Origin of the sequence: Laceyella sediminis, assembly GCF_003003125.1 — a bacterium.
Lineage (GTDB): Bacteria > Bacillota > Bacilli > Thermoactinomycetales > Thermoactinomycetaceae > Laceyella > Laceyella tengchongensis.
Window position 1 is genome coordinate 202430 of record NZ_PVTZ01000003.1, and the last position, 24229, is coordinate 226658.

Sequence of the window (24229 nt, forward strand, 5' to 3'; positions counted from 1 at the left end):
AGCCTGCGGCATGGTGAATCTTGCCTTTGGCCGACCGCTCTGGAACGTTTGGTGAATCTTCCCTTCTCACGATAGACAAATATGTAATTTATGTTTAATATTATTTAGTCTAAAAATATACAAACTGTTCAGGAGGAACCAATGGAACACATAAAAAAACATGGTTTTAAACTGGCCTGGATCCAACTTCTCGGCATGATCGTCCTCTTCGTCATGTACTTGGGGGCCATGCTCGTGTATTATCTGATCTCACTAGCCCTCGGTTTGTCCAACATAATGGCCAATACCAATCCGTTTGAATCGGCAGCGCAACTGGGTACCGGCCTCATCACCCTCAGCATTGTTCTTTATTTGGGCCTGCTGGCGGTCGAAATGATCATCGGCGCCATGTCAACAGGGGCCATTTATGGGATCAGCATTGAAGCAGTGTTTAACAACCGCGTTACTTTAAGCTTGTATTTCCACCACATGTTTCGCCACATCAAGCGCTTAACTCTGTTGTCGCTGACGACATTTCTCCTACTGGTTCCATTCATCATCGCCATCGTGGTGATCTCCGTTATCGCAATCGCAAATCCACACGACGTCGGTGCCATCAGTCTGTCGCTCGCCATCTTAGCGTTCGTGGTGTATAGTTTGTTCATCATCGCCATCACCATCTTCGCCCCCATCATGATCATTCATGAAAAAAAACCAGTATGGGAGTCGATCAAGCTATCGGCAAAGTTGTGGGGACGCGCCTTCGGCAGATCCCTTAGTGCCGTGCTATCCGCTTTTTTCATCACCTTACTCATCGTCCTAGGGTACTTATTGCTCATGCTGTGCTTCGCTCTTCTCACGGGCGTCTCTTTCGGTAACGGCTTGAACGGCTTGGGCTCCATGTCAATGATCTTTTTGGTGATTTTCTGGATTTTCTTCTTTATCTTCATCCTTCCTTTAGCATCGGTCAGCTTCTATCTGATCTTGATCGGTCGTTATAAAAAACGTCTGCGTCCTGTCCTATTCCCAGCGCAAAAACAAGAGGCACCAGCGGAAGCGCAATCCGGTGAGGAAAAACCGGCAGATGCCAACGAACAGTCCAACCAACCTTCAGACATGTAAAAAGGCCTTGGCATTACGCCAGGCCTTTTTTCTTGCTTTTACAGGTGTTCCTTCACCCAAGCAACCAATTGCTCTTTTGGTTGAACACCCAACGCTTTGTCTACCGCTTTCCCGTTTTTGAAAATCATCAGGGTCGGAATCGACATGATGCCAAATTGGCCAGCAGATTCTGGGCTGTTGTCCACGTTTACTTTCACGATTTTCACTTGCTCGCCGATCTCCGCATCGACTTCTTCCAAGATGGGAGCCAGTTGGCGGCATGGGCCGCACCACGGAGCCCAAAAATCGACCAAGACGACACCAGCGTCCGGGCTTTGGACTTCTTTATCGAATGTTTGATCCGTAATTTCCACAATCGCCACGGTCAAACCCTCCTTCTATGTGCCTATGTAACAGGTTCTTTGCTAGTATACCACTTCATCAAAAAAAGTTCCAAGCGTTTCGTCTCACGAAATGAAAAGAAGAGCACAACGGTGTGCCCTTCTCGTCTTCACCCAAAATCACTTTTTCATTTACGCTTGATCCGCAAGCAACTTCTTCAGCTCTTCGGTCAACAGCGGCACAACTTCAAACAGATCGCCGACAATGCCGTAATCGGCTACTTGGAAGATCGGCGCTTCAGGGTCTTTGTTGATGGCGACGATCACTTTGGAGTTGGACATCCCCGCCAAGTGCTGAATCGCTCCGGAGATACCGCAGGCGATATATAGGTCAGGGGTGACCACCTTACCTGTTTGCCCGATTTGCAAAGCGTAGTCGCAGTATCCTGAGTCACAAGCCCCGCGTGAAGCGCCCACAGCGCCGCCCAAGAGGTTGGCCAGCTCTTGCAACGGTTTGAATCCGTCTGCGCTTTTCACACCGCGTCCGCCGGAAACGATGACGCGCGCTTCGGACAGATCCACCCCGTCAGTTGATTTTTTCACCATGTCTTTGATCAGTGTGCGCAGGGAATCTGCTGCAAACGTTACGGTCACCTCTTCGACGTTCGCTTGACGAGAAGCGTCGGGTTCTCCTGCAGGAATGTTGTTGGGACGCAAGGTAGCAAAAACGGTACCCTCAGTGAACACCTTTTTGACGAACGCTTTGCCGGCATAAATCGGACGGGTGAAAACGATTTTGTCCCCATCCAACTCCACCTGCGTGCAGTCGGAGACGAGCCCTAAGCCAAGACGCGCGGCCAGGCGAGGGCTAACATCTTTGCCCACGGCCGTGTGACCAGTGAAGATCACATCCGGCTTCACTTCTTCGATCACTTTTTTGTACGCTTGGAAGTAAGCATCCGTCGTATATTGATCCAACTCTTTGTTCAACACGACAACCACTTTGTCCGCACCGTGTTCAGCAAGGGTGCCGGCCAAGTCCTTAGCTCCTGATCCCAACACCGCCGCCGTCACTGTTCCTCCCGCCGAGACTGTGCGTGCCGCTGCCAGCGCTTCCAAGCTAACATTGCGGAGTTTGCCCTCACGAACATCAGCCAGTACCAATACGTGTTTGCCCATGTTTCGCTCCTCCTCGCCGTTAGATCACTTTAGCTTCCGAATGTAATAATTGCACCAGTTCTTTCACTTGATCAGGAATGTCCCCTTGCAACACTTTGCCCGCTTCTTTCTTAGGCGGCAAGAAGATTTCAGTGATCTCCGTTTTGGCTTTGATGTCTTCTTCATCCAAGTCGAGATCATCCAACTCCAAGCGCGTAAGCGGTTTCTTTTTGGCTTTCATGATGCCTGGCAGGGATGGATAACGAGGGTCGTTCAATCCTTGCTGTGCCGTCACAAGCAATGGCAACTTGGTCTCAATGATTTCCAAGTCCCCTTCCACGTCTTTCTCCACTGTCACCTTATCGCCATCCACTTCCAGTTTCACAATCGTTGAAACATGGGGGATCTCCAATAGTTCTGCCAATCGGGGCCCCACTTGGGAAGAGCCGTCATCCACCGCCATCGACCCACACAAGATCAGATCGTATTCCAAGTCTTCCTCTTCGATCGTCGCATGCAGGATTTTTGCGATAGTGTGTTCATCAACGGCGTCGTCCAATTCTTCGATGTCGACAATCACGCCTTTGTCAGCTCCCATCGCCATCGCCGTGCGCAACGCCTGCTCGGCGCGATCTGGCCCGATGGTCAACACCGTCACTTCGCCACCGTGTTTTTCTTTTAGGCGAATCGCTTCTTCTACTGCATACTCATCGTAAGGGTTGATGACGAATTCCACACCCTCTTCGCTGATGCGGCCATTTTCAATGGTGATCCGCTCTTCGGTGTCAAACGTTTGTTTCAAACATACGAGGATATTCATGCGGCTTCCCTCCTAAGCGTTTGCATCATTTCGTTGGCTTCCCATCCCATTGACAAATAAGCGATGCAATTCATCCACTTGGTCCATCAACCGATACTTGTGATCCTTCATGATCCAAGATGTGACGGTCTCATCCAACGTGCCGAAAATCATCCTGCGCGTGATCCGCACATCGAGATCCTGGCGAAACACACCTTCTCGCATCCCTTTTTCGACAATGCCGTCGATTACATCCAAATACCGTTTGAGAATTTCCCCAATCCCTTTGCGTACTTCAGGATTGGATTGCCTCAGCTCAATCTGCGTGACAATCGCCAGTTGATGATCCTTTTCCAGATGCTCAAAATGCAAGCAGATCAGTTTGTACAACTGGTCGACAGCTGAATCGACTTGAGCCAGTTCCTCTTCTGCCCGGCTGATAAATGCTCCCATCTTCTCACTGAACAAGGAGATGAGCACGTCATCTTTATTTTCGAAGTAGAGATAAATGGTACCATCCGCCACCTTGGCTTCACGGGCAATTTTGGACACCTGGGCGTTATGATAGCCGTATTCGGCGATCACGCGAGTTGCCGCATCAATAATCGCTTCATACTTTTCTCCTGTCCGTTTAGCCATGGTCATGTTCCCCTCTGCCTTATCACTGAATGACTATTCATTCAATTTCAAGTGTAGTATGACATTATTCAATTGTCAATGTATTTTTATACTTTTGATGTCGACTTTACCGATCAACTCTTCATTACGCTCCTTCGTTCTTGTTTTTTTGCATTTCTTCATCCAATAATACCCTTCTTAATACTTTTCCGATTGTCGATTTTGGTAATTCTTTTCGAAATTCGACTAGTCGCGGAATTTTATAGCTGGCCAAGCGCTCCCGGCAAAACTTTTCCAACTCTTTTTCAGACAATTGCATGCCTTCTTTTAACACGATATACGCTTTGACCGTCTCTCCCCGGTAAGGATCGGGCACACCGACCACTGCTGCTTCCTGAATGGCGGGATGCTCAAACAGCACTTCTTCCACCTCGCGCGGATAGATGTTGAATCCACCGGCGATGATCATGTCTTTCTTGCGGTCAATGATATAAAAATATCCGTCTTCATCCATCTTGGCAATATCTCCTGTACACAACCACCCGTCAACCAACACTTTGGCCGTCTCTTCCGGACGCTTCCAATACCCTTTCATCACTTGGGGCCCTTTCACTTGCAACTCCCCTGCTTGGCCCGGTGGCAGCACTTCCCCCGTTTCCAAATCCACAATGCGCGCCTCCGTGTCCGGCCACGGCAACCCGATCGTCCCGCTTTTGGTTCGCTCCCAGATCAAGTTGGCATGGGTGACAGGGGAAGATTCGGTCATGCCGTACCCCTCGATCAACAAGCCACCCGTCAACGCTTCAAACTGCTCTTGCACTTCGATTGGCAATGGAGCCGAACCGCTCAGACAGGCGTTGATGGAAGATAGGTCATACTTTTTGATATCGGGGTGGTTGATCAATCCCACATACATCGTGGGCGCCCCTGGAAAATACGATGGGCGGTGTTCCGTAATCAGCTTAAGAATCAAGTCGCGATCAAACTTGGGCACAAGGATCATCGTTGCCGCCAAGCGCACCGCAAAGTTCATCACCACTGTCATCCCATACACATGGAAAAAGGGAAGCGCTCCCAAAATCGTGTCTGCACCCCGTTGCGCTTGGTACATCCACGCCTCCGCTTGACAGCAGTTCACCACCAAGTTGCGATGGGTCAACATCGCGCCTTTGGCAAGTCCGGTCGTCCCTCCGGTGTACTGCAACAACGCCACGTCGTCTCCGGAGTCATATGGAGTCTCCACCGGACTAGACGGGGCTTGAGCCATGATCTTTTTCAATTTGAACACGCCAGGCGCTTCTGGAATCTCCACATGCGTGTTGTCAAAACGGCTCTTAAGCTGGAACAACCAGTTCTTCGGAAACGGCAAATAGTCAGAAATACTCGTAACTATCGCATGTTTCAGTTTTGTTTGCGCTTTCACTTCACTGACTCGAGGATACACCATATCCAAACAAATGAGGGTCTCCACTTCTGCATCATTCAATTGGTGCTCGAGCTCCCGCTTCATGTAAAGCGGATTAAATTGCACCACGATACCGCCTGCAAACAGTGCGGCGTAATAAGCGATGACGGCTTGTGGTGAGTTGGGCAACATGATGCCGATCCGCTCTCCCCTTGAGATCCCCAGCGACTTCAACGCATGTGCGAGGCGGTAGGAATCTTCCAACACCTGGCGATATGTCATCCGTTTTCCCAGGAAGAAAATCGCGTCACGCTCCGGATAGTCGCGAGCGGCGTCCACCAAAAACTGCGTCAATGGAACATCCGGGTAATTCAGATGATGGGGCACTTGTGGCGGGTAATGTTTAAGCCACACTTTTTCCGTATCGGCCATCAGAACTCCTCCTCTTTTCGACTGAACAGTCATTCAATTTAGCGGTGCGATTATTAAGAATTAACACTATGATCACTATAGATTATTTTATCTAATTTTTGACCATTTTTAAATACATATAAAAAAATCCCTGTGATTTTTCACAAGGATCATTTCATTTGCGGTCAGGATCTTGGGGTGACAGCACGCGCGGCCGCTTCGTCTTGTTGGGCATCGGCGTCCGAACGAGCACATCCCACATCGCTTTACCATTAAAAGGAATCAACGGCCACAGGTAAGGCGTTTGCAATACTTCGACGCGCATCAGCCAAACAAACCAGAACAAAATGCTGCCAACAAAGCCGATCCATCCGAATAATGCCGTCATCGTCAAAAAATAGAGCCGCGACAGCTTATTGGCCAACCCCAATTCATAACTTGGGGAAGCAAACGTACCAATCGCTGAAATGGCCACATACAAGATGACTTCCGAAGTGAATAGCCCCACTTGCACCGCGGTCTCCCCCAACAAAATCCCGGCGACCAAGCCCATGGCCGTAGCCAGCGGTGACGGGGTGTGAATCGAAGCCATCCTCAACACTTCTACACCGATATCGGCAATCAATATTTGTAAAAACAAAGGAATCGCAGCCTTCTTGTCCGGCCCGATCACCGCGAGCTCGGCGGGGAACAGTTCGGGTTGAGTGGCGATCAGATACCACAAAGGCAACAAAAACAGGGAAGCCAGCAAGGCCAACAACCTTGTCCAACGCAAAAACGCCCCGACCACAGGCTGTTGGCGGTATTCTTCCGCATGTTGCACATGATGAAACATGGTGATAGGGGTAATCATGACACTGGGAGAAGTGTCCACATAGATCAGCACATGTCCTTCCAACAAGTGTACCGCCGCCACGTCTGGCCGTTCCGTGTAACGAACCATCGGATACGGATTCCAATACCGCTTGAACAGGTATTCTTCCAAGCTTTTCTCCGCCATCGGCAGACTGTCTGTTTTCACTTTACCGATGGCCCGCCGCACCTCTTCCACAACCTCCGGATCGACGATATCTTTCACATAAGCGATGCACACATCGGTCCGCGACCGCGTCCCCACTTGCATATATTCCATCCGCAAGCTGGGATCGCGCAGATGACGGCGTGTTAACGCCGTATTGAAGATGATCGTCTCTACAAACCCGTCGCGCGCCCCCCTGACTACCCGCTCGATATCCGGCTCTTCTGGACCGCGGGCCGGATAGGTGCGGGCGTCGATGATGATCGCGGTCGCTTCCCCTTCCACCAACAACACCGTAGGGCCTGACAACACCGCGTTCACTGCTTTTTCTAGCTCATCCGTCGTCTCTACTTCGATGTAGGCGATTTCCGTATTTACCAACTTCTCAATCGCATCAACGCGCATATCCCTGGGGCTCAATCGGGCCAATTGCTCCATGATGCGATTGAGGATATCGTCCTTGGCAAACCCGTCCACAAAATAAAATGCGCACGCTTTGCCCCCGTATTCCGTTCGGCGGCAAATCATATCAAAACTCTCATTAACCCCCAATATTTCATTTAACCAGCGCACATTGGTTTCCAAATCAACGGTCAATTTGGCTGTTTGCCACCAAGGCTTTTGCTGTTGTTCGGCCATCGGCACCACCTGCTTTAACACTGATGGTTCCATTATGGTCATAATTGAAAGCCGGCAAACAAAAAAGGTGCGGGCGTCCATTCCCTCAATGGAGAATTTCCACCCGCACCCTGCGGATAGCAAGCATCCTTACCAATTCCCGCGTCAATTCTTGGCCCATTTGCTCCTGTTCGGCGGCCACAGCTGTTCAAACAAAATGCAGATAACGGTTCCCACCAACAATCCATTGCTGAAAAAGGACTGCAACACGGAAGGCATGGATAGGAATAGTGAAGCCGGCAAAAACATCATCCCGGCTCCCAGCGACAGCGTCAAACCCAATATGCGTGTTCGCCTTGGATCAAGTGGCTCTTTTAACACACCGTGCAATCCCAATCCGAACATCTGGCCAAACGATGCCAATAAAGCGGCGTAAGCGATCGGCCCTGGCAACTTGGACAAAAATCCGATTACCACCGGAATCAACGCCACCCCGGCCAATGCCAAACAAGCGGTCAAGAAAGGCCCCCTGCGCTTTTGGCCGGTCATTTCCACAAAGCCAGCCGCCACCGTCAAGGGAACCATCCCCACAGTGGAGAACAGCGCCGACAGGATGGTGGCCACTCCCGACCAGACCCCTGCCCGAGTCAGCACACTTGGCGAAACCTTCGTTTCCCCTGTCAATACCTGCTGCATCGCGTTCGTGCTAGCAATCAGATTGGACAGCAAGATCAAGGCGACCACGATAGCAGATACCGCCATACCCGGCTCAAAAATAGGCCCGCCCCAAGCCAAAAATTCAGGCAGGGTGAAAAAACCGCTATGGGTGACCGAATTGCTTTGATAGCCCAAGGCCGTAAATCCGGCCCAGCCAACCACAATCCCGATCAACACGGCATAGCTACGCATCCAGCCTTTGCCCCACGTAGTGAAACATAAGACCAACACAAACACCACTAAGGACACGCCGACGAGATCCCAGCGAACCGTTCCGCTCGCCGTTCGGATATCCATCATTCCACGCAAGAAAACGCCGCTCAATTGAATGGCTAGTAACATAAGGAAAGAACCCGTCACCAATGGCGTAAATATCCCTAACATCTTTGGGATTAAGCGCAACCCGGCCAAGAGCAAGATCAATAGCCCAGCGATGATCATGCCGCCAACCATGACACGCAACACCTCTTCGGGCTGCTGACCCGTGTTGGCCGCCAACTCTCCCATGATGACAAAAATACCGAGCCAAATTCCGGCCGGCCCGTCTGATAGCGGAAAACGGTGACCCAACCAGCCTTGTAAAAATGACGTCAGTCCTATCACAAAAAAAGTACGTTGCATCAACCCGGCGACTTCCTCCGGCGGCAAATGATAAATTTGCCCGATGACAATCGGCAAGGACAGCGCATTGGCGAGCAAAAAAATAAACCATTGCGCCGTGGTGAAACCGAAGGAAAACCAACTTGTCTGTCTCATGGCAGTACCATACCCTTCTAACCTAGCTATCACTGTTATCTCACAACTCTTTCGATTATAGAAACAATATCGCGGGAAATCCACCCTTTTTTCTTTTCACCCGCTCTGCCCCTGTCGCATCGAGATGAGCTAAGTGATGACACCCGCTTCCCTTTTCAATGACTACGCTTTCGCCTAAAATGAATAAGGTTGGGCAAAGATACCCCTAGAGGCGATACAAAGGAGTTGGCATATGAATTACGATGTCATCGTGATCGGCGGTGGACCGGCAGGCTTGATGGCCAGCGCCGCGGCCGGAATGCACGGCGCCCGCGTCCTGCTCTTGGACAAAGGCGAAAAACTCGGTAAAAAACTGGCTATCTCGGGAGGCGGCCGGTGCAATGTCACCAATATCAAAGAGATTGACGAATTAATCCAGAACATTCCCGGCAACGGACGGTTTTTATACAGTGTTTTCTCCGTCTTCAACAATCGCGATCTCATGCATTTTTTTGAAGACCTTGGCGTGGCCTTGAAAGAAGAAGACAATGGGCGGATGTTTCCCGTGACTGACAGCGCCAAAACCGTGGTACAAGCCCTGGTGAAAAAAGTGAAAATGGTCGGAACAACGATCCGCGTAAATACGCCCGTCAAACGGGTGCTTTATGAAAACGACCGGGTCGTTGGCGTCGAAACGCAAGACAAGGAAAGAATCTATGCGCCATCGGTCATTGTGGCAACAGGGGGAAAGGCGGCTTCCCACACCGGTTCCAGCGGGGATGGTTACGCCTGGGCGGAAGCGGCTGGTCATACGATCACCGAACTGTTTCCCACCGAAGTCCCCCTCACGTCATCCGAAGCACTGATCAAGCAACGGACCCTGCAAGGCTTGTCCCTGCGAGATGTGGCACTTAGCGTGCTCAATCCCAAAGGTAAGAAAATCATCGAACACCGCGGAGACATGCTATTCACCCATTTCGGCCTGTCCGGCCCTATCGCGCTAAGATGCAGTCAGTTTGTCGTCAAGCAGTTGAAGAAAACGGGCGCACGCACGATTCCCGTGGCCATTGACTTATTCCCCGACCAAAAAGCGGGACCGTGGGAAGAAAAGCTGTGGGCAGAAATGAAAACCAATCCAAAGAAAGCCGTGCGAAACATCTTAAAGCCCCTGATCCCTGAACGCATGGTTCCTGTCTTGATGAATCGGGCGCAGATCGACGAAGATCTAAATGCCGCCAATCTTTCCCGGGAACAATTGCACCGATTGTGCCAAGAGGCCAAACAATTCATTATTGAAGTGAATGGCACACTGCCTTTGGAAAAAGCATTTGTTACTGGCGGTGGCGTGCATGTGAAAGAAATCGATCCCAAATCGATGCAGTCGAAACGGATGGCCGGTTTGTATTTTTGCGGCGAGATTCTGGACATTCACGGATACACCGGCGGCTACAATATCACTGCGGCTTCTTGCACCGGCTATGTGGCAGGCAAAAGCGCGGCCGAGCAGGCGGTCAGGAATTGATCTTGTTGCCCCACTTTACGAACGAAATCGGCACTCTTTTTAGTTGACAAACCCGGCGTCAATAAAAACGCCGGGTCAAGCAATGCATAGATTCTCTCTCAGAGAAAATACTATGGTCAATCATTGTCGTCCTGTGGAAAGGGGTAGCCGTGTTAGCATGAGCATATTAAATTGGACTTTGTTGATCATCTTTATTTCCATTCCTTTTGTGGCTATCGCATGGTGGCAAATCAAAGCCAGCAAAGCGAATAAACAAAAATGACGGCAGCGCAAACACATCTTTTTTTACATTTAAAATGAATATCTTTCGATTTTTTTAATGAATGATTAATTAATTTAAATTAATCATTCACTTCAAACATTTATTCACCCAACATGCTAGAATAAAACGGGGGCGCGGTTAAGCCCCCGTTTTATTCTACAGGAGGGATGGCAATGTTTCATATCTTACGTCAACTTATACTCGCCTTCTTACTGGTCTTCTCCGTCATGCTGCCTGTCCAAGCAGAAGCCGGGGTGCCTGAACAGCAAACTGTCAGCATCGAATCATGGCCTGTTGTGACCATCACCGGTACAATTCAATCTCTACCCGGATATGACTCCGACGGGGAGCACCAATACGCACTGATCAGCAACGTCCGCCGCGTCAGTGGATCTGTATCTGTACCTAGCACAATCTTCGCGTCCATCCGGATCGATGAGCGGGGAACGGAAGGAGCCCTTCCCTTGCGCGTCGGTTCTTCCATCCAAATCAAAGGGGAATTCATCCCTGAAGATGAGGCTTACAAAACACCGGAAAACTGCTGTTACGCCGTGATCCATTTCACACATGATCCTGTCGGATACGTATATTACAATGGCGTCTATTACAGATGATTGCCCTTCCCATGTGATAGCGCACCTGATCCGTGGCAAGCGTACATTTGCCGCAGATCAGGTCTTTTTTATGCCCTGAATCCATGTTTTCCCGCCACGTATGGGAATATAATGTGAAGCAAGCCCCATTCCACAAAACCCACTTCACAACGTAACAATGTTATGTTACACTATCGACAAAGGAGGGTGCCGCGATGGAGCAGGAACTCATTTCCAAAAAGGACCTACTGGAGCTGACCGGAATCTCTTATGGCCAGCTTTACCGATGGAAGCGCAAAAACCTCATTCCCGAAGAATGGTTTATTCGCAAATCGACTTACACCGGGCAAGAAACTTTCTTTCCCAAAGAGCAAATCCTCGATCGGGTAGAGAAAATCAAAAACCTGAAAGATGATCTCTCTCTGGATGAGATTGCCGGCATGTTCTCCACCGTTCCAATAACCACCGCGCTGGAGAGACACGAATTAATCGAACGTAACATTGTTTCGAATATTGCTCTGAAATTGTACACGCAACAGTTTGCTGAGCAACAACGCTTCACATTTAAAGAAGTTCTCCACATCTACATTCTCGACAAATTGCTCTCCAAAGGAGACATCAACCTGGAGGAAGGAAAGACGCTCCTCCAACTGTTGCACGACCACTTTGGGAAAGTGGAGCAAGCCGGTGGGCAACTAATCTTCATTCGCAAAATGGGTGTCACTTCATTTATTCTGGCCCAATCAGGAGACATCTATTTTGAAGAAGGCGTCCGCGTGGTATTCACCATGAATCTGTTGACCTGCATTGAAGAATGCAAATTGAAATGGCATGGAGGCGAGTCGCATGGATAAAGAAAACCGCCGTGATTTGACTATCTCTGGTACCGGAAGCGCCAATGGCGGCGTATACGACCGTTTAAGCATTAATGGCGAGGGACGCATCCACGGCGATGTGGACTGCAACAGCATCAAAGCTTACGGCGTGACCACATTTAAAGGCAACATCAAAGCCGAACGGTTTGACATCGTGGGGGAAACCACAGTCAAGGGCGAGGTACACACCGATGAAATGAAAGTGAAAGGGCAAGCGCACATACACGGGCAAGCGCATTGCCAAGAGCTGACAGTGATCGGGTCTGCCACTGTCAACGGCAATCTGACCGGTGAAGAAATTGAAATCAAAGGCGGTGCCACCGTCAATGGGGATTGCTCTGCAGAATCGTTCCAAGCGCGCGGAGGGTTCACCATCGATGGCCTACTTAACGCGGGGCTAATCCACGTGCGGCTATATGGCAAATGCCAAGCAAGGGAAATCGGCGGGGAAACGATCCGCGTCGAGAAAGACGGATTGGATTTCTCCCTTGTCAAATGGCTTAAGTCCATCCTCCACTACACCAATGAACTGGTCGCCGACACCATCGAAGGCGATGATATTTACCTGGAGAAAACCAAAGCCAAAGTCGTACGCGGCAACAACGTCCTCATCGGTCCCGGTTGTGAGATCGAACTTGTGGAATACAAAAATCACTTTGAACAAAAAGGAGATTCGATCGTAAAAGAACACAATCAGGTCTGAGGTTCCCCGCCAGGCATCCGCCCCAAACGGCGGATGTTTTTTTGTAAATCCGGAGAGTGAATAACAAATCATTTTTTTAAACAATTTTTAAAAAACCGCAAAATAGGATCAAAAAAGACTCAGATACACATTTTTTAATTATTTATTTCAAATTATATAAACTTTGCGATTTAATGCGAAAAAACGCTAGACAAATCATTATCAAAAAAATAAGATTAAAGCAAAGAGGTGATCACAGTGAACGTGAATGACTTAAAAACATTGGGTGAAGCCTTGCGAAAGATACGCAAAGAAAAAGGCTTGCGCTTAAAAGACTTGGAGGATGAGCATATCTCTTTTGCCACCATCAGCAGTATTGAGCGAGGCATTCCGACGGTTAAACCTCAAAACCGCGAATACTATTGTAAAAAACTTGGATTTAACATCGAAGACATTCCCCAATTGATCCATCGCGAACAAAGGGAACACAAGCAATTGGAAAACTTGCTCTTCCTTATAGAAACATGTATCAACCTTGATTGCGATGGCGCATTGGAGCGGCTTCGCTTTCTGCAAAAGCATACCCAAGGCGGGTATATGGATATCATTCTGTATCTGAAAGGCTTGTGTTACGTTAAGAAAAACAACTTAAAAACGGCTGAGAAGTTTTTCAAACAATCCATCCAACATATTAACTCTAAGCCGTTCTTATCCAACAGCAATATTAAAGCCGCCTGTTACAAGGAATTGGGTCGCATTTATTATCAACGGGACAACTCGCTCCAACAAGCGCTTGAATATACCAACAAAGGCTTGGCCGCATATAATGAAAATGCCGACCGCCAAGAAATCAAATATTTCTTGATGATCGACAAAGTGTCTTTCCTAGAAAAACAATATCGCATTGATGAAGCTTTGCAGACTCTGGATGAACTGTGGAACTCCATCCAAGATATCAACAGTTTGGAAGTAAAGCTCAATATGTATGAGTTGAAGGCGACGCTGCTCAATCAGAAGAAAAAATACGAAAAAGCGTTGCAATATGCCAAAGAAGGATTATTTATCGCCCGTGAAAACGGAACCCATGAAAAAGGAGTTGAGCTACTCACTGTTTGGGGGAATATCCTGCAAAACGCGGATGACTATATGACCGCCGAAAATTGTTACAATCTGGCTCTCCGCCTTGAAGGAAAACTCAAGGACAAAAAATATGTGTTAGTCTCCACCCATACGCAACTCGGGAAACTGTACAGCAAAATGAAAAAATACGATCAATCATATGAACAGCTGACCACAGCGGTAGCCAAAGGCCGCAAATACAACGACGCCCATCGCTTCTGCGAATCACTGGTCGCTCTAGGTGATTACTATCTTGAGACAGGGAAACACCAGGAAGCCATTCAACCCTATGACGAAGCATTAACTATCACCAACCAATATTCCTTCCAACGCCTGAAAGAACGAATCTTACTCAACTTATCTGAGTGTTGGAAAAACATCGGCAACAATGAGAAGTACATTTCACTCCTCGTAGAGTTGCAATCCGAACTTCGGTTGCGCGAACAGGAAGTAGCACAAGCCTGACTCACAAACCCGTAATCTCTTTCTCAAGCGGCGTCAGATGACCGCGTTTTCCATACGCCACCATGCGCAAATACTCACCGTACACCACCGCTCGGTGCGCCAACACTCGCGACCATCCCCAAGATGTTACAGGAATCTTGCCGATGGTCGTGAGTGCTGGGTAAGCTGCGAGGGTGATCCGCTCCGGCAGATGCCTCGTCAAGGTACGATGCTGCCTGCCCACAGCATACGCTTTGCTGACAAATAAAATCGTCGAAAGGCGACTCACGTCGACTCGTTGCAGTCCAAACCGGACATTTTCCAATGAATTGGCCGATTGATCTTCCCAGACCATCTTCTCTTTAGGAACCCCCAACTCCACCAACTTGTCACGAATCACCTGCGCTTCCGGCGTTCTTCCATAGGTCCAAGTGTGGTGTCGCGTGGCATTTTCCTTATACCCCCCAGTGATCAAAACCTGCTTGATGATCCCTTGCTGATAGGCGTGTGCCGCCGTTATCCAGATTTCTGGATGAGAGCCCCCAAAAACAAACAACAAATCATAACACGGCACTGTGCGCTCGGTCAGATCAGGCCTGAAGACAAGCTCTGTCAACGCCCGGATTTGTGCCGCACTGAGCGGAGGAACGCTGGGGAATTTCGGAATGCTCATCTCATCGCCTCCTCATCGCCGTCTGCCCAATTCATCTCCCCCTTTTCCCCTCTCCCCTTTCGCTCAAACCCTCTTGTCACGCATGAAGGGAATCACGCCATTTTATGTTATAATTTCGTGTATCTAGGTTTTGAGGAGGACAAGCATGGTTTCACTGCCAGAAGACTACTTGAAGCAGATGCGTGCATTGCTTCAGGAGGAATACGAAACGTTTATCCATACATATGAAGAAGCGCCCACCCGTAGCCTGCGCGTCAACACGCTTAAACTATCCCCCGCGCAATTGGCTGAACGTGTCGCTTTTCATCTGCAACCGATTCCCTGGTGCAGGGAAGCCTTTTATTATGATCATGAGCAGGACCGACCGGGCAAGCATGTCTACCATGCCGCTGGCCTTTACTACATTCAAGATGCCAGTGCGATGTCGCCGGCAGAGGCGCTTGCGCCACAGCCCGGTGAAACGGTATTGGATCTGTGTGCCGCCCCCGGCGGAAAGACAACGCAAATCGCGGCGAAGATGCAAGGCCAGGGTCTCCTCGTCGCCAATGAGATCGATGGTAAACGGATCAAGGCGTTGGTGGAGAACCTCGAACGATGCGGGGTGACTAACGCGGTAGTACTAAATGAAAACCCGTTGCGTTTGACCGATCGTTTCGCTGGCTTTTTTGACCGCATCTTAATCGACGCGCCCTGTTCGGGGGAAGGGATGTTCCGCAAAGACAAAGATGCCCGTGAACGCTGGAGTGTGCGGGCCACAAAAAAATGCGCTGATCTCCAGTTAGAAATCGTGTCCGCCGCCGCCCCTATGCTGAAACCCGGCGGAAGGTTGGTCTACTCTACCTGCACCTTCAATCCGCAAGAAAACGAGCAGTTGCTGGTTCGCTTCCTGATGAAGCACCCTGAGTTCCGCTTGGTGCCGGTGCCGCAAGCGGAGCATTATCAGCCGGGACGACCCGATTGGACTACTTCCGCCGACCCCGAATTGAGCAAAGCAGCTCGGCTCTGGCCGCATCACTTGCGGGGGGAAGGACATTTTGTGGCCGTCTTGGAAAAAGACCCCGACGCGGAGGAAAGCAAGCAACGGCCCGGCAAATTTCCGCCCGTCCATGCGCAAGCTAAAAAGCTTTGGCAACAATTTGCCGCAGAGACATTTCGCGAACCCGATCACATACAAGGTCAGTTAACCCTGTACGGCGAACATCTGTATTTAGTTCCTGACGAACTGCCTTCCTTGAAAGGATTAAAAGTGGAGCGACCGGGACGTTACTTGGGTCAAGTCAAGAAGAGTCATTTTGCTCCTTCCCACGCCTTGGCCTTATCCGTTTGGCCGGATCAAGTAACGCAAACAGTCAATTTCAACGCAGACGATCCTAACCTGTTGCTGTATCTACAGGGAGAGGCATTGCCAGTTTCGCGGAAAAAAGGCTGGACCTTGGTCAGTGTTGACGGTTTTGGACTCGGCTGGGGAAAAGTGTCGGGCGGTCTCTTAAAAAACCATTACCCCAAATGGTTACGCTGGGATAAATATTAATATCATGAGCAAGAGAAGTGACAAGGCATTTGCGTCCGGATGCAACCAACACGCAAATGCCTTGTATAAAATGCTTCTACGATTAGGACTTGTCCACGTCGGTATTGATTAAGCGTACCTCAGGCCAGCCCCTGTATCTCCTTTTGCACAGCCATCAATTTATCCGGATTGACAACCATGTAGATCGCCTTGATGCGCTCCTCTTGCATGTGAAACGAAAGGACACAAAAAACCTGATTGCCATCTAGCGCAACGATGCCTGGTTGCCCGTTGACGTTGCGCATCTGGAATGACGCCCCCGCCGGCACCTTGGGCAAGGTTCCAGCAAAGAAACGAATAATGCGGTCCATGCCCAAGATCGGATGGATCGCCGCTCTGACCTTACCACCGCCATCGGTGATCAGGGTCACATCTGTCGACAGCAGATCCAACAATTGATTCACATTTCCGATTGATAGCGCCTGGATAAACTGTTCAACCACTGTCCCCGCCTTCTCATGCATTTCCCCACCATTTGCAGGGACGCCATGGATGCTTCGTTTAGCTCGGCTGAAGATTTGCCGGCAATTCACACTGCTTTTGTTTACAATCTCCGCTATTTCATCGTAATCAAACTGCAAAACCTCCCGCAACAAAAACACAACGCGTTCCGTCCAAGATAGCTGCTGCAACAGCAATAGATAGGCTGTGGAAATCGTCTCTTTCTGCACATACTGTTCCGAAAGCTCATCTGGATTTCTATCTGTAATGATCGGCTCCGGCAACCACGGACCGACATATACCTCACGCTGTTTGCGGGCTGATTTGAGCAAGTCGATGCAACGATGGGTCACTATTTTGCACAAATAAGATTTTGGATTGCGCACATGGGCTGACGGGATTTCATTCAAGGAAATAAACGCTTCCTGTACAATGTCTTCCGCATCCATCATGCTACCCAACATGCGGTATGCCAGTGATATAAGCAAAGGCTTCGTTTCTGCGTACAGTTTCTCTGTTTCCATCAGTATGGGCTGACCCCGCTTTCGTCATGGTTTATAGCAAATTCCTGAATGATGCGAAGAGCTGCCCTTTTCCCGCTGGCCAGCGCCGCATCCGCCAACATCTCTCCATGCCCGCACCCATCGCCCGCGATGTACAAGCCACGCATTTCAGGAACTTCCGGTCCGGGGAATGATGTTTTATCCACCGTGACCGAGTCATGTACAACGGTCATGTTTGGTAGGAATTGCCGAGCGACAACTTCCTTTCGCCACTGGGGATGAAGAAGGTCCATGACCTGCTCTAAATGTCTTTCATCCTCGCTGGGGTTGCCAGGCTCCGCACCGAGATACTTGACGAGATGCACCACCGTGATGCCGTCTTCGCTCAACCTGGAAGCCGCGGAATGATTCGTGAAAAAGACAGGCTGGTCGATGCCGATAACAAAATGATGCTTGGGATTGGGCAACCTCTTAAGTCCCAGATCTAGGCAGGCGGCGATAATCGGGCGGGCTTGCTCTCTCCATTTTCGGAGCGAAGTGCGCTCTGCATCCTTAACGAGCCGGCAAGTCTGTGCGGGGCCGATGGTGACGATCACGAAAGGAACTTCCAGCATAGCGCCATCCGCAAAATGGAGGCGATAAATCTTGCCGCTTTGCTCGATTTGTGTTGCTGTCTGCCGGTTCAGCAAGGTAACCCCAGTAGCGATGGCTTGATCCCGCAGGCTGTTGACAATGGACTCCCAGCCTCCGTCCACATAGAGAATATTCTCCTTCAATCCTCTCTGTAACTGTTTTATGGTCGCACCAGCAAGCTGATGATCGGGATCGTTCGCAAAGGTTGTGGTTCGGCATAATGCATAAAAGATATGGCGCGCCATCGGATCCTGTATGTTTTTTTCCGCCCATTCTCGCAAACTGATTCGGCCGACGGCATGGGGCTCGATCCGGCTTAGTCGAACCATGAGGCTAACAAACTCTTTTTTCCCGTAAAGGGTTAACAGCTTGGAAGTTAGAAGCGAACCCACGCTGGCCGGCAAGGGATAAATGTCATTGTTCCACATGGCGTAACCCTTTGCGTTAGGAATCCCGCCTTGCACCTCGACACCCAATTCCCGCAAAATAGAAAAAGCTTCACCCCCGCGATACAACGCATGCCCACCAAGATTAAACAGCGCTCCGTTCTTGTGTGCCGTGCCTGCGCGCCCACCCGACCGATCAGATTTTTCCAACACAGCAACCGCTTTCCCAGCTTTGGCCAGATAAATGGACGCCACCAATCCGGAGAGCCCGCCACCTATGATTGCCACATCATATTTTTTCATGTTATCACCTTATTCCCTGTTTTACTAATATGACGAGAAAGCAGGTGACTTTGTGACAGAACCAAACGGGGTATTTTAATCGAGCTACCCATGCATGTGCCGTTTCGCTCAGATATTTCCGGGGAAATCGCACAGGGCGACTATTAAAAAAAGGATGATTCTTGGACGCATTTCGCACCAAAAACCATCCCTTAAGCATATTCCTTCACTTTTCGATTACGCGCTTAAACGCGTCACATCCGGGTGACCAGAGTCTGTTTCCGCTCGCCGCGCCTTCCAATACAACAGCCCAGAAACGGCGACAAAGAACAGTGCGAACAAAAACATCCCCCGGTAACCCAACCAGGCGGCGATCATCCCCAACAAGAAAGAGCCTACGCCAATTCCGACGTCTGCAGCGATGAAAAACGTCGCCGTGGCCGCGCCGCGCCTTGCCGCTGACACCTTTGAGATAACCATGGCCTGCAAGCAGGGCTGAATACTACCATACCCAGCGCCGATGAACGCCCCCGCTGTGTAAAAAAGCGCCTGGTCTTCCGCCATCGCCATGCAGATCAATCCGATAATATAACAGGCGATGCTCGGGTACACGACAGAATCCGGCCCTTTGCGGTCAAATAGGCGCCCTGACAACAATCGAGCGACGACTAAGGCCAACGCATAGAAAAAATAAAAGCCGCCAGCCATATCTGCGTCACCCAGTTCAGCTGCATACAGCGAAATAAACGACACAATGCCCCCAAACACCATGGCAAAGCCGATAATCGGCATAGAGTAGGCAAACGCTTTGCGCTCAATCATTTTTCCCCAATCCGTAAGGCGGATGCGCATAGCTGGAGCGGGGTTAGCTTTTTTAGGAAACTTCACCCGCATGATCAATAGCAAGCTGATCAATACAAATAAGCCGCAAAACAGAAACAGCCAAGTATATGACAGGGATTGGACCACCCAGAGTCCAAACGCCGGCCCGACAACCATCGCCAGCATGTTGGACGTACCAAAGTAACCCAGCCCTTCTCCGCGTTTGGCAGGCGGAATGATATCATTCACCGCCGCACCCAAAGCAGTGGTAGCCATGCCAAACGCCCCGCCGTGCAACAAGCGGATCGCCAACAGCAAGATGAAGCTCATGGCCGCAAAATACCCGATCGTCGAGGCCAAATACAATCCGATCGTCCACACCAGAATCGTTTTTCTATCCAACTGATCTACCAGCAAGCCACCGTAAGGCCGCATCAGAACAGAAGCCATCGTGAATATACCGATCACCAAACCCACTTGTTGTTCCTGTGCGTGCAACTCATCTACAGCATATACCGGCAAGGTTGACAACAACACAAAAAATCCGCCAAACAAGAAAAAGTTTGCCAGACAAATCAAGATAAAATCTTTTGTCCACAATCTCATCCGTATCGTTCCTTCCATATCCCCCATCTGTCCGTATCCACTTGCGTGTGTTTGGCGCATGCCAACTGGCTACAAACGTTTTTCCCATGCTTGTCACAGGAACTGGACGTATGAGAAAAACGTTTGCAGCCAAATCCATTGGGACGTATCTAGCAAATAACGTAAGCAAGGCACAAAAAGACCTTTTCCCGATGCGAACCTCATCACGTGTTACGCGAACGAGAATATGGTGTTAAAGCCGCTGGACACATTTATCAGTCACGACCCGGCCATGCACACGTTAGTTATTATATTTCGTAATCCGAAACAAACTCAATAAGAAAAATGCGGCAAAAAAACGCTTTCTTTCACATGGGGCAAGCTCGCACAAGCATATACTTGATCATAGGCACACGGAGGTGTTTTCTTTGACAAAAGAAGAAAAAATCCCAACCCACCCAAGATTTCTTCCCTATACGCAAGTGGCAATGGGCATGATTCAGCCGGAATGGATTTTCATGAACCATTTTTTTGAACGAGATATGGAAGAAGAACAGCTGGATTCCACAACCCTCTCCATCTCCACAACTTCCCCTAGTGAAACCGAAAAAAAAGCCATCCAGATCCATTTCCACGCTCGCCGCGAACCTAGGGGAAAAGAGTGAGCAATCCCTTGGCTCTCTCAGCATTTCACTGCATACTCCACACAAAAACCGCTTCCCCCGAAGGGAAAACGGTTTGTATGGGGAAGATGGCTTTTCATTTCGCCCCATCACTTTTGAACATCATCAAGTTTCGCAAACAGCAATTCACACGATGTGTCTTGCTCTATTCCCGAAAAAACAGCTTGTCCTTGATAAACAAATTCCTTATAACTGATCCCGCTAGCCACCGTGGCCGGAAATAACTTTCGAAAAATATGCTTGGAGGCTTCATTGGTGCATATCATCGCCACTTTGTTATACCCTTGTGATTGTCCTTGTTCAACGACGCGTTTCTCCAATTGTTGAACCAATCCTTGCCCAGTAAAATCGCTATGACTGGCCCCCATGTCCAAAACAAGTGTATCAGGGCCGAGACAAGAGGTAGCTTTTTTCTCTATTTCTTCAAATAAGGTGATAATCGGATCTAGTTCCGGACACACTTTCTTGATTTCCTCTTTTTTAAGAAAAGGCACCGTCGCTTTTCGACCAAGAACGACGGCAGCCAAATGCTCCCCTTCTATCGCCACAAAAGACATTTGTTGTTCCACAGCTTTAACCAAAGTCAAATAACAATAACGGTAAAATGCATCCTCGGGAATCCGCAAGAAAGCAGCCATCGGTTCATTTTTAATAAAAGAATGGGTAAGTAAAATGCTTGCTTTACTAATATGTTGTGCTCCCAACTGTTTAATAATCATTTCATCATCCCGCTTCCTACAAAGTTTTTACACAATCGGTGTCCCAATCTAACGGCGGCAAAGGAAGTTGATTTGCATTCCTGCCTTAGTGGTCGGGCATCGTCCACTTACTACTAGAGCGTGTCTTATGAATAGGCCAGCGGCTCCAAAACCATTTTCTCATTCGCTTCACGCGTAGCGAGGCGCTCCTCGAGAAAAGGTTTTTCCGCCGTTTCTTCCCTATTAACTTGATCTGCCAGACACACCCTAGTGACACCGCACCGCAAAACACGGCACAGGTGCCCGCCGAGCGCCTTTTACTGCGCTAAAGAAATCCCATCTCCCCCATCCCATTATATAGTAAATTTCATATCTTCCAAAAACATTTCATGCGGTATTATATGATTTAATCTTAAAAACATAAAACACCGGGAAGAAAAGGGGCTCTCTTAGGCGGTCGAATCCCCATTTCCCTCCCGGCGCGAATTACAAACATCCCGCTTTTTTCCAATTGAATTTGTTCTTTTTAGTTTCTTCCTTCTGCTTCTGCTTAATCCATAAGTCCCTTTTAATTTTCAAATAGCGCTTCATTTCACCGATAAAGTGATACACCGCTGCGCGCGTCTCAAATTCCTCAAGCGTTTGCGGCAAGGCTGACTCTTTAAAACGACGACTGATCTGCTCCAATTCCTCCAAATAATGCGATGCGGTATTGCCCGGATGAACCGCGCCGGCCAAGCGATCCAAGAATTCGCCGACGATAAGGCTCTCCTGACAACAATGATCCAATGAGGAAACACTGGGCGCGATCCGTTCCAGAATTTCAAACTGCCGCTCACGCATTTCAAAGTAGCGGTAATAATACGCGCAGTCGTAAGGAGCCACATTTTCTATGTCACGCAGAGCCAACGCCTTAGCCTCTTTCAACAACTGGGCCGTCTCCGTGATCTCTTTGCCGTCCCACTGTTGATCCTTATCGCGCAAATAAGCAGCCAGTTCGCGCAAAATGGCCTTGAAGTTGGCTTCGATCTGCTGTTGAATCTCTTTCAACTTCTTTTCGCTGCTCGGCATATGCATATTGGCCAGCACCGCCATCCCGATCCCGATAACAATCAGTAGCCCCTCGTTAATAACAATGGGGAGGGACACCTCTTTCAGGATATACAGATGCAAAATGACCACGGTCGCCGTCGTAATGCCGTCCGTTGCTTTCAGCTTGACGCAGAGGGGGATCAACAAAAGCATCAGGATGGTTAACCCCCAAGCGTGGTATCCGAGCAGTTCAAAGACCAGTATGGCCAAGACCAATCCCAACACACAAGCGAGCACTCTCTCCCATGCGGTTTGGTAAGATTTTTTCTTCGTCGTTTTGATGCATAAGATAGTAATCACAGCAGCTGAACTATAAAATTGCAAACCAAGCCATTGGGCGATGGCTAAAGATAAACCCGTCCCAACAGCTGTCTTCACCGTACGATACCCGATCTTCATATTGCCTCACTTTTTCTTTTAAGGAATGTCTGATAAACATACCCGGTGTCACTCACACCGATTTCCCATTCGTTGGCACTCAACAGAGAAAGCGTTTTTCGCCACCTCCCTATGTGCCAACTTGATTGATCAGACGATCCCAGTTATGTAACCATTATAATACAACAGAATAATTTCTGGTAATCCAAGTCCCTCCTTTTTTCACCTGTTTCATGAACAGCCTTCAGAAACGGACACCGTCATATTCCATCATTCCCGACGATTTGATATCATTGGAATTGTCGGGAACATTTCGCAAGGAGTGGTCATCATGAACACAACCACCACACCGGCTAAAATCTCTTATTATCGGCTGTTGCAAGCCAGCTACCGCAGAGCCGAGCAACTCTTGCGTGAAATCTCCGAACATCCCCACCGCTACCATCCAGCAAAAAAACAGGAAACGGCGGATTATTTAACCCAATTACGCAAAGAAATGGGGAAATTTCATATCGACCAATCGTAGTGGGGCCTGATAAGGCCTTTTTTCTTTGCGCTTAACGCGCCATTTATAACCGAGAATGACCAGTCGCGCACATGAGATTTTGTTACCCTTTTTAAATTCTTATCATATGTATCCATTTTCCCGATTTACATTGCTTCAGTATATGCCAAAGCAAATATTTCCCATATCATTCCACATCTTCTAAGTTGAATATAAATAATTCCATTTATTATCGGTAATAAATTTATTTATTTTTTTATCGATTAAAGAAGGAAAACTTAATTTGTTCACGAAAAGATAATATAACAAACTGAAAGGAGGCTGGAAAAAAAGCACTCCCGCCTGTGCCATTCCTACGCGAGCAATCACCTCATCCAACCCTTGGATTATAATTATCTTGGCTTTATATGACAATTGTCCTTCCACAGTACGACATCAACCCAAAGGCAGGGAGGCATGTTTGAGAAATTTGTATTCCCACCACATCCCGTCGAAGTGTTATGTCCGCCCCGCGTTCTGACTCATACCACGTACTCATCTCCGAAAATGACTGATGAATCATATATTTTCGTATATTCTGC

General features: G+C 48.9%; 22 protein-coding genes. 9 read left to right on the top strand and 13 right to left on the bottom strand.

Annotated features, from left to right (window positions below):
• The first annotated feature begins 141 nt into the window (after positions 1–141).
• Positions 142–1101 (top strand): hypothetical protein, encoded by a 960-nt coding sequence (locus CLV36_RS05615; protein WP_106342002.1) that lies wholly within the window; start codon positions 142–144, stop codon positions 1099–1101.
• Positions 1102–1139: 38 nt separating this feature from the next.
• On the opposite strand, the gene trxA is transcribed toward CLV36_RS05615, so the two are convergent.
• The 7 genes from trxA to CLV36_RS05645 all read right to left on the bottom strand — a co-directional run bounded on the left by trxA (position 1140) and on the right by CLV36_RS05645 (position 8921).
• Complete coding sequence (trxA, locus tag CLV36_RS05620) at positions 1140–1463, bottom strand: thioredoxin (protein WP_022735911.1); 324 nt, start codon at positions 1461–1463, stop codon at positions 1140–1142.
• A gap of 150 nt (positions 1464–1613) precedes the next feature.
• Positions 1614–2600, bottom strand: a complete 987-nt coding sequence (locus tag CLV36_RS05625; protein WP_054095480.1) for an electron transfer flavoprotein subunit alpha/FixB family protein — start codon at positions 2598–2600, stop codon at positions 1614–1616.
• Between the two features lie 19 nt (positions 2601–2619).
• Positions 2620–3399 (bottom strand): electron transfer flavoprotein subunit beta/FixA family protein, encoded by a 780-nt coding sequence (locus tag CLV36_RS17620; RefSeq protein WP_245888300.1) that lies wholly within the window; start codon positions 3397–3399, stop codon positions 2620–2622.
• A 12-nt stretch (positions 3400–3411) separates the two neighbouring features.
• A complete protein-coding gene (locus CLV36_RS17625; RefSeq protein ID WP_022735908.1) occupies positions 3412–4017 on the bottom strand; it encodes a fatty acid metabolism transcriptional regulator FadR in 606 nt (201 codons plus the stop codon).
• 124 nt (positions 4018–4141) lie between these two features.
• On the bottom strand, positions 4142–5833 hold the full coding sequence (locus CLV36_RS05635) for an AMP-binding protein (RefSeq protein ID WP_106342003.1): 1692 nt from the start codon (positions 5831–5833) through the stop codon (positions 4142–4144).
• 154 nt (positions 5834–5987) lie between these two features.
• Complete coding sequence (locus CLV36_RS05640) at positions 5988–7469, bottom strand: spore germination protein (RefSeq protein WP_106342004.1); 1482 nt, start codon at positions 7467–7469, stop codon at positions 5988–5990.
• Between the two features lie 144 nt (positions 7470–7613).
• A complete protein-coding gene (locus CLV36_RS05645; protein ID WP_106342005.1) occupies positions 7614–8921 on the bottom strand; it encodes a purine/pyrimidine permease in 1308 nt (435 codons plus the stop codon).
• 232 nt (positions 8922–9153) lie between these two features.
• Between CLV36_RS05645 and CLV36_RS05650 the strand changes: the two genes are divergently transcribed.
• The 5 genes from CLV36_RS05650 to CLV36_RS05670 all read left to right on the top strand — a co-directional run bounded on the left by CLV36_RS05650 (position 9154) and on the right by CLV36_RS05670 (position 14418).
• Complete coding sequence (locus CLV36_RS05650; protein WP_106342006.1) at positions 9154–10422, top strand: BaiN/RdsA family NAD(P)/FAD-dependent oxidoreductase; 1269 nt, start codon at positions 9154–9156, stop codon at positions 10420–10422.
• A gap of 435 nt (positions 10423–10857) precedes the next feature.
• Positions 10858–11298, top strand: a complete 441-nt coding sequence (locus CLV36_RS05655; RefSeq protein WP_106342007.1) for a hypothetical protein — start codon at positions 10858–10860, stop codon at positions 11296–11298.
• A 194-nt stretch (positions 11299–11492) separates the two neighbouring features.
• Positions 11493–12131, top strand: a complete 639-nt coding sequence (locus CLV36_RS05660) for a YhbD family protein (RefSeq protein WP_106342008.1) — start codon at positions 11493–11495, stop codon at positions 12129–12131.
• Entirely contained in the window at positions 12124–12855 is a 732-nt protein-coding gene (locus tag CLV36_RS05665; RefSeq protein ID WP_106342009.1) for a bactofilin family protein, read from the top strand. The genes CLV36_RS05660 and CLV36_RS05665 overlap by 8 nt, the downstream gene beginning before the upstream one ends.
• A gap of 237 nt (positions 12856–13092) precedes the next feature.
• Positions 13093–14418: a helix-turn-helix domain-containing protein gene (locus CLV36_RS05670; RefSeq protein ID WP_106342010.1), complete on the top strand. Its 1326-nt coding sequence runs from the start codon at positions 13093–13095 to the stop codon at positions 14416–14418.
• A gap of 1 nt (position 14419) precedes the next feature.
• Here CLV36_RS05670 and CLV36_RS05675 read toward each other — a convergent pair whose 3' ends face one another.
• On the bottom strand, positions 14420–15070 hold the full coding sequence (locus CLV36_RS05675) for a YdcF family protein (protein WP_106342011.1): 651 nt from the start codon (positions 15068–15070) through the stop codon (positions 14420–14422).
• Positions 15071–15215: 145 nt separating this feature from the next.
• Between CLV36_RS05675 and CLV36_RS05680 the strand changes: the two genes are divergently transcribed.
• Positions 15216–16601: an RsmF rRNA methyltransferase first C-terminal domain-containing protein gene (locus tag CLV36_RS05680; protein WP_106342012.1), complete on the top strand. Its 1386-nt coding sequence runs from the start codon at positions 15216–15218 to the stop codon at positions 16599–16601.
• 119 nt (positions 16602–16720) lie between these two features.
• Here CLV36_RS05680 and CLV36_RS05685 read toward each other — a convergent pair whose 3' ends face one another.
• From CLV36_RS05685 to CLV36_RS05695, 3 genes are all read right to left on the bottom strand, one after another.
• Entirely contained in the window at positions 16721–17605 is an 885-nt protein-coding gene (locus tag CLV36_RS05685; RefSeq protein WP_106342013.1) for an RNA polymerase sigma-70 factor, read from the bottom strand.
• Entirely contained in the window at positions 17605–18906 is a 1302-nt protein-coding gene (locus tag CLV36_RS05690) for a phytoene desaturase family protein (protein WP_106342014.1), read from the bottom strand. The genes CLV36_RS05685 and CLV36_RS05690 overlap by 1 nt, the downstream gene beginning before the upstream one ends.
• A gap of 216 nt (positions 18907–19122) precedes the next feature.
• Positions 19123–20313 carry an MFS transporter gene (locus tag CLV36_RS05695; RefSeq protein WP_181352840.1) on the bottom strand — a complete coding sequence of 397 codons (1191 nt, stop codon included), beginning with the start codon at positions 20311–20313 and terminating at the stop codon, positions 19123–19125.
• Between the two features lie 407 nt (positions 20314–20720).
• Here CLV36_RS05695 and CLV36_RS05700 point away from each other — a divergent pair, with 407 nt between their 5' ends.
• Positions 20721–20957, top strand: coding sequence for a hypothetical protein (locus CLV36_RS05700; protein ID WP_106342016.1), 237 nt, complete (start codon positions 20721–20723; stop codon positions 20955–20957).
• A gap of 107 nt (positions 20958–21064) precedes the next feature.
• On the opposite strand, the gene CLV36_RS05705 is transcribed toward CLV36_RS05700, so the two are convergent.
• Together CLV36_RS05705 and CLV36_RS05710 are read right to left on the bottom strand one after the other, a co-directional pair.
• Complete coding sequence (locus tag CLV36_RS05705) at positions 21065–21694, bottom strand: hypothetical protein (RefSeq protein WP_106342017.1); 630 nt, start codon at positions 21692–21694, stop codon at positions 21065–21067.
• Between the two features lie 465 nt (positions 21695–22159).
• Positions 22160–23164 carry an aromatic acid exporter family protein gene (locus CLV36_RS05710; protein ID WP_102991914.1) on the bottom strand — a complete coding sequence of 335 codons (1005 nt, stop codon included), beginning with the start codon at positions 23162–23164 and terminating at the stop codon, positions 22160–22162.
• A gap of 310 nt (positions 23165–23474) precedes the next feature.
• Here CLV36_RS05710 and CLV36_RS05715 point away from each other — a divergent pair, with 310 nt between their 5' ends.
• On the top strand, positions 23475–23669 hold the full coding sequence (locus tag CLV36_RS05715) for a hypothetical protein (RefSeq protein ID WP_022735890.1): 195 nt from the start codon (positions 23475–23477) through the stop codon (positions 23667–23669).
• The last annotated feature ends 560 nt before the right edge of the window (positions 23670–24229 follow it).

Coding starts and splice junctions, on each gene's coding strand:
- CLV36_RS05680 (WP_106342012.1), top strand. CDS start 15,216: ATGGTTTCACTGCCAGAAGACTACTTGAAGCAGATGCGTGCATTGCTT.
- CLV36_RS05665 (WP_106342009.1), top strand. CDS start 12,124: ATGGATAAAGAAAACCGCCGTGATTTGACTATCTCTGGTACCGGAAGC.
- CLV36_RS05715 (WP_022735890.1), top strand. CDS start 23,475: ATGAACACAACCACCACACCGGCTAAAATCTCTTATTATCGGCTGTTG.
- CLV36_RS05675 (WP_106342011.1), bottom strand. CDS start 15,070: ATGAGCATTCCGAAATTCCCCAGCGTTCCTCCGCTCAGTGCGGCACAA.
- CLV36_RS05615 (WP_106342002.1), top strand. CDS start 142: ATGGAACACATAAAAAAACATGGTTTTAAACTGGCCTGGATCCAACTT.
- CLV36_RS05690 (WP_106342014.1), bottom strand. CDS start 18,906: ATGAAAAAATATGATGTGGCAATCATAGGTGGCGGGCTCTCCGGATTG.
- CLV36_RS05710 (WP_102991914.1), bottom strand. CDS start 23,164: ATGAAGATCGGGTATCGTACGGTGAAGACAGCTGTTGGGACGGGTTTA.
- CLV36_RS05695 (WP_181352840.1), bottom strand. CDS start 20,313: ATGAGATTGTGGACAAAAGATTTTATCTTGATTTGTCTGGCAAACTTT.
- CLV36_RS05625 (WP_054095480.1), bottom strand. CDS start 2,600: ATGGGCAAACACGTATTGGTACTGGCTGATGTTCGTGAGGGCAAACTC.
- CLV36_RS05635 (WP_106342003.1), bottom strand. CDS start 5,833: ATGGCCGATACGGAAAAAGTGTGGCTTAAACATTACCCGCCACAAGTG.
- CLV36_RS05650 (WP_106342006.1), top strand. CDS start 9,154: ATGAATTACGATGTCATCGTGATCGGCGGTGGACCGGCAGGCTTGATG.
- CLV36_RS05660 (WP_106342008.1), top strand. CDS start 11,493: ATGGAGCAGGAACTCATTTCCAAAAAGGACCTACTGGAGCTGACCGGA.
- CLV36_RS05705 (WP_106342017.1), bottom strand. CDS start 21,694: ATGATTATTAAACAGTTGGGAGCACAACATATTAGTAAAGCAAGCATT.
- CLV36_RS05645 (WP_106342005.1), bottom strand. CDS start 8,921: ATGAGACAGACAAGTTGGTTTTCCTTCGGTTTCACCACGGCGCAATGG.
- CLV36_RS05655 (WP_106342007.1), top strand. CDS start 10,858: ATGTTTCATATCTTACGTCAACTTATACTCGCCTTCTTACTGGTCTTC.
- CLV36_RS05640 (WP_106342004.1), bottom strand. CDS start 7,469: ATGGCCGAACAACAGCAAAAGCCTTGGTGGCAAACAGCCAAATTGACC.
- CLV36_RS17620 (WP_245888300.1), bottom strand. CDS start 3,399: ATGAATATCCTCGTATGTTTGAAACAAACGTTTGACACCGAAGAGCGG.
- CLV36_RS05685 (WP_106342013.1), bottom strand. CDS start 17,605: ATGGAAACAGAGAAACTGTACGCAGAAACGAAGCCTTTGCTTATATCA.
- CLV36_RS17625 (WP_022735908.1), bottom strand. CDS start 4,017: ATGGCTAAACGGACAGGAGAAAAGTATGAAGCGATTATTGATGCGGCA.